The 5,157-nt window shown below is 62.1% G+C and carries 4 protein-coding genes and 1 pseudogene; all 5 read right to left on the bottom strand.

The window, feature by feature from the left end; all coding sequences use genetic code 11:
* A pseudogene (locus ACIP66_RS26745) lies at positions 1-842 on the bottom strand (right-handed parallel beta-helix repeat-containing protein); the annotation flags it as partial.
* A gap of 26 nt (positions 843-868) precedes the next feature.
* Positions 869-2,350, bottom strand: coding sequence for an alginate export family protein (locus ACIP66_RS26750; RefSeq protein WP_212544022.1), 1,482 nt, complete (start codon positions 2,348-2,350; stop codon positions 869-871).
* Positions 2,347-3,858, bottom strand: coding sequence for an alginate biosynthesis TPR repeat lipoprotein AlgK (gene algK, locus ACIP66_RS26755; protein WP_400652113.1), 1,512 nt, complete (start codon positions 3,856-3,858; stop codon positions 2,347-2,349). Before algK ends, ACIP66_RS26750 begins: the two co-directional genes overlap by 4 nt.
* A 9-nt stretch (positions 3,859-3,867) precedes the next feature.
* Positions 3,868-5,037 carry an alginate biosynthesis protein Alg44 gene (locus ACIP66_RS26760; RefSeq protein ID WP_053117301.1) on the bottom strand — a complete coding sequence of 390 codons (1,170 nt, stop codon included), beginning with the start codon at positions 5,035-5,037 and terminating at the stop codon, positions 3,868-3,870.
* A gap of 35 nt (positions 5,038-5,072) precedes the next feature.
* On the bottom strand, positions 5,073-5,157 hold an 85-nt coding region (locus ACIP66_RS26765; protein ID WP_400652123.1), incomplete at its 5' end, for a hypothetical protein.

Genomic DNA, 5,157 nt, shown 5'->3' on the forward strand with positions numbered 1-5,157 from the left:
ATGTCGGAGAACTCGGAGCCGACGATCCAGCCGGTCGGCTCAGGGCGCTTGAGCACCTTGGCCATGTTCGGCGTGTACTGGGAAATACTCACGCCGTACGACTTACTGTTGGCGTAACCGAAACTGGCCATCTTGCTGTTGACGATGTAGGTCTCGGTGCCGCCCCAGGCCAGCAGGAACGGACGGAATTCCTTCGGCGAACGGAAGGTCGCCGGGCCGTTTTCCTTTTCGCGCCAGCCGGTGACTTTGGTGTCACGCACGAACAGTTGGCCGTCGTTGACCATGAACGCACCGGCCTCCTGGGACAGGCGCAGTTCCTGGGTCTGGCCGTCGATTTCGAGGATGCCTTTACGGCCCACGACGATCGGCAGCTTCGACAGGTACACGCCCGGCGAGGTTTCGCTGAAGTACTGCTTGGGCAGTTTCTGCGCCAGATCCTTGAGGTTCATATAACCGTCGTCGACGAAGATCGCCTGCGGGATGCCGTGCTGACGCACCACCCATTCGGCCATCTTGTTGTCGCCGCCGATGAAGTCCTTCAGGGCGTCTTCCTGCATCATCCGGCGCACGCTGATTTTGCCCGGTTTGCTGCGGACGATCTTCGCCGCAGCGGCTTCGGCGGTGAAGCCGGACAGGTCGGGCAGTTTTGGCGCGGCCAGATTCAGCGCGTCGGTGGGCGCGCTGCTGACGGTGTAGGTCTTGGCCTGTTGCAGTTCTTTGGCCACGGTGGCCGGCTTGGCCGGTTGCGGCGCCGTCGGCTCTGCATTGGCGAAGGCGCCGGCGCTGGCCAGCAGCATCGCGCCGGCCAGCAGGCTGAGTGAGCCTATCCTGGTGCTGATCATGTCGGGCACTCCCTTGGCGGTTTGCATCAGAAGCGCCAGATCACGTCGATGAACGCGCGGTGCATGTACGAATCAACCTGCTTGCCGTAGGCATCGCCCGGTTTGAACACACCGCCACGGAAACGCACGAGGGCCGAAGGCTCGTCGATCGACTGGCTCAACGCCGCCGGCAACAGCCCTTGCTTGAAGTACTTGGTGACGACCAGATCCATCTCCTGACCGAGATCCTTGTTGCCGTCTTCAAGCGGCAGCGAGGTGCTGGAAAGGATCGCGCCGGTGGCGTCGTCGGTGTTGTTTTCCACGGCGTTGATGCCGTTGCTGCCGACCGGCTTGTTGCCGTCGACACGCCAGAATTTGTGGTAGATCAGGCTGGCGTCGTACTCGTCGTTGACCATCCACGAACCGAACAGGGTCGCGGTCTGCATGTTGTTCATTTCGCCACGGAAGGCTTCGCCGAAACGGTGAACCCGCGAACGCGTACCGGTGTAGTTGGAGCGGTTGCTCTCCAGACCGTTCTGCTCGTAATCGGCGCTGGCGCGGGCATACGCACCGCCGACTTGCCATTGCGGATCGAGGCGCAGACGCACACCGATGTCGGTGGCCCAACCGTTGACGTCATCGCTGCGCTTGGCTTGTGCCGGGCGGGTGCCATCGGCGTTCAGCGCGTTGACCGTGTCACGGTCGCCGCTCATGCCGGTGATGCTGCCCCAGTAGTTGACGGTGTTGGTGTTGCGCCAGTTGTAGGCGTCGCTGTCGGCGGTCAGGCCGAGCCAGCTGATGTCGCCGTTCTCGGTTTTATCCAGCGAGTCGCGCGGGACACCTGGCTCGGCGTAATCGAGTTTGCCGTCGTCGTGGGTATGGTGACCACGAATGCCGACCCACTGGCCCGGCGTCCACTGGTAAGCGGCGTCGGCGTAGGCGTGCAGGCGATCCTTGTCTTTCGGCGCCAGCTCTTTCAAGTCGGTGCGGTATTCGCTGAAGCGTTCGGCGACACCGGCGTTGGCGCGCAACAGGGTGGTGTCGAAGGTCCAGTTCAGCGCTTCGATGTTGGTGTCGCGCCATTGGCCGTCGTCATTGCGCAGGCGCTGGCGACCGAACTTGAGCATCTCGCCCGGGTATGGCGTGAGGCCGCTGTAGCCGACCCAGAACTCGCGCATCGCCAGGTAGTTTTTCTTGGTTTTGCGATCACCGTTGTCGGTGGCTTGTTCACCGTCGGATTGTTGCAGGGTGTCGGTTTCGATGATGTCGGTCGAGGTCACGGCCTGGCCCATGGCGTAGGCGCTCCACGCGCCGCTTTCGCCGTAGATCCACGGACGCAGGTCGAGGCCGACGCCGTTGACGTCGCCGCCGCTGGCGGTGCCGAGGTCGCGGTCGTCTTCGGACTGGCCGGTGACTTTCACTTCGAGGCCGAAGTTCTTGGTTTCAGTCATCGCGGCCAGTGTCGGGCAAGACCAGATCAGCGCGAAAGTGAGGCCAATGCCGGCCTTCACAAATGGATTCAACTTCATAATTTTTCCTCGCCGTCTTCTTCTTGCAGGGCGTGCAGTTGCAGCGTGTTCTGGTTCAGAGCGCCACGGCTGGCTTGCTCCTGTTGCAGCAGACGCTGGGCTTCGGCCAGACGCTCGGGCGGCAATTGCGCGGCGAGGGTGGTCGCCAGCTCATCGGCTTGCGGGGTGTTTTGCGCCTTGGCCAGTTGGCTGAAGACGTAGGCGTTGAGCGGGTCGGGCTTGGTGCCCTTGCCTTGGGAGAACAGTTGCGCGATGGCGAAGTCGGCGCTGTTTTGGCCGTTGCGCGCAGCGGTCAGCAAGTGGTCGAGCGCCTTCTGCGGATAGACCTTGCCGAGGTAGCCACGGCGATAGATCTGGCCGAGGTAGTAGTCGGCGGCGACTTCACGGCCAACGGCTTTCTGGAAATGTTCTTCAGCGACTTTGGCGTCGGCCGGGACCATTTTCCCCTCGTAGTAGAGCTTGCCCAGCAACAGCTCGGCGCGCGGCTGGTCGGCGGCGCGGCCGTTGTCGAGGTACTTCATCATCTGGTCGACGTCGCCCAGTTCCGGGTAGTCGTAAAGCAATTGCGCGAGGGTCACCCACGACGCCGGGTAGCCCGGAGCGATCGGCTCAAGCAGCGACTGCGCGGTTTTTTCGTCGGGCTTGCCGAGGGTCGAATCGGCCAATACACGGGCCACGGAATCGACGCGCTGGGCGGTGACGGTGCCACGGCTGTAGCCGGCCTGCATCTGCTTGATCAGCTCGGCTTGCTGTTCTGGCTGGGCACGTTTCTGATAGACCGTGGCCAGTTCGACGTAGCAGATGTCGGTGGTATTGAGCGCGGCTTTGCAGATTTTTTCCACGTCATCCAGGTGCTGGTCGTAGGTGCCTTGGGTGCGATACAGCAGCACCTGCGCCAGACCTGCTTCCGGATAACCGGATTTGCGCCATTGATCGATCTGCTGCTGCGCGTTGATGTTCGGGAAGCTGTGCGGGTATTGCAGGTAGAGCATCGCCAGCGGAATCAACGTGTTGCCTTCGCCATTGGCGGCGGCTTTTTTCAGCAGGGTTTCGGCTTCGTGGTGCTCGGCTTCGGTGGAACCCGGTTTGGCCACCAGCAAGCGACCCAAGCGCGCCTGAGCACGCGGCGAAACACTGGCGGCGGCGCGGTAAGTCGCTTCGGCCTGTTTCATTTGCTCAGGGTCGCGGCTGTCGACCTGGATATCGGCGAGGCCAACTTGCGCCTCGCTGTAACCCAGATCGGCCAGTTGCTGATAATTCTGCGCAGCGGTGGCAGTGTCGCCACGCTTGAGCGCTTCGTTGGCCAGACGCTGATCGGGCAGGCCGGCGCAACCGGCGAGACTGACTGCCAAAGCCAATGCGCACACTGAACCCATGTGGGAGCGAGCTTGCTCGCGAAAGCGGTGTGTCAGTCGGCACTGAGGCTGAATGTCAGAATGCATTCGCGAGCAAGCTCGCTCCCACAGGGTTTGTGGTGTGCTTGAGATGGGTGGAGTAGTCACAGGCATGTCCTCGACTTAAAGACCGGCAGCCATGGCTTTGTCGATCAGCCAGTTCAGGTTCGGGCCACGGTCGCTGTTGACTTCCACAGGGCGGCCGGCGAGGTTGCTGTCGAGCGGCTCGTCTGGCTGGATCTGTACGCGGATGTCAGAGGACAGGTCGGCGCTTTTTAGGCTGGTGCTGCTGACGATCTTGCCGGTGCGGGTCTTGTCTTCGCCGGCGATCTGGAAGCTCACCGGGGTGCCCGGACGCACATCGCCGAACTGGCGATAGGAGAAGCGCGCATCAACGGTGGCCTGGGTGTTGCGCGGCACCAGTTGGAAGATCACATCGCCCTTGCTCGCGTATTGACCGTCAGCCACCAGTTGCTGGGCCACGGTGCAATCGCAGGGCGAAGTCAGGGTGCCGGTCATTTGTTTGCCGAACAGTTCTTCAACCTTGGCCGGGGACAGTTGATCTTCTTCCAGATGGCCCTTGAGCACGTCGAGCATGCTGGTGCTGAAGGTCGCCAGTGGCGCGCCTTTGGCGGCAACGCCGTCGGACTTGATCAGGCTCTGCACGGTGCCGTCGCGGGGCATGGTGATGTTCATCCCCGGCACGCTGACCAGACCAGCCTGCGCGTGGCTGACGAAGTACATGCCGTACACCGATTTGAAAATGAAGCCCGCCGCGACCAGGCCAACGACAAACACACCGGCGCTGAAGGTCACTGCTTTCAGTCGACCGAACGGGGTCATGCCGGAGCCGCCGTCCTTCACTTTGCGCGCCTTGGTGAAGTTGTCGCGCTGCAGCGTTGCCAACACTTCACCCATGCTGACGATGTCGCCTGCCAGGTGCGAAGTGATCAAGTGGCGCAGGGTGGAAATGTCCTGCGGCTCGAGGTTCTGAAACTGGCAACCGACGCGGCCGGTCTGGCGGTCGTAAGAACGGATCTGCAGTTCCACGTCCATCGCCAGCCCGAGGTTGTCGATGACGAATTGCAGACGCGCCTTGTGCACGTCGCCAGCCTTGAGCGGCAACTGCCCGGCGTTGAACGCCAGACCACCGGCCGACAGGTCGATGACCCGCGCTTCAACCGGTGTCCGGTCGGGGCCGAAAAAGCGCAGTTTGGCCGGGATTTTCACGCGGGCGTGTTGGCGCTGGGCTTCGGATTCATGCACTACGTTGGCGTTGACGGCGGTATTCATAGGGGCGATTTCCTTGTTAATTCAATAGGGGCGGGTCAGACCATCATCAGCAGCACGGCGACAAAAATGAACCCGCCCGAGAAGGTCATGGTCAGAGACGACCAGTTGTTGAACCAACGT

Source organism: Pseudomonas sp. NPDC088429 (assembly GCF_044753305.1).
In the GTDB taxonomy this organism is placed as follows: domain Bacteria; phylum Pseudomonadota; class Gammaproteobacteria; order Pseudomonadales; family Pseudomonadaceae; genus Aquipseudomonas; species Aquipseudomonas rustica.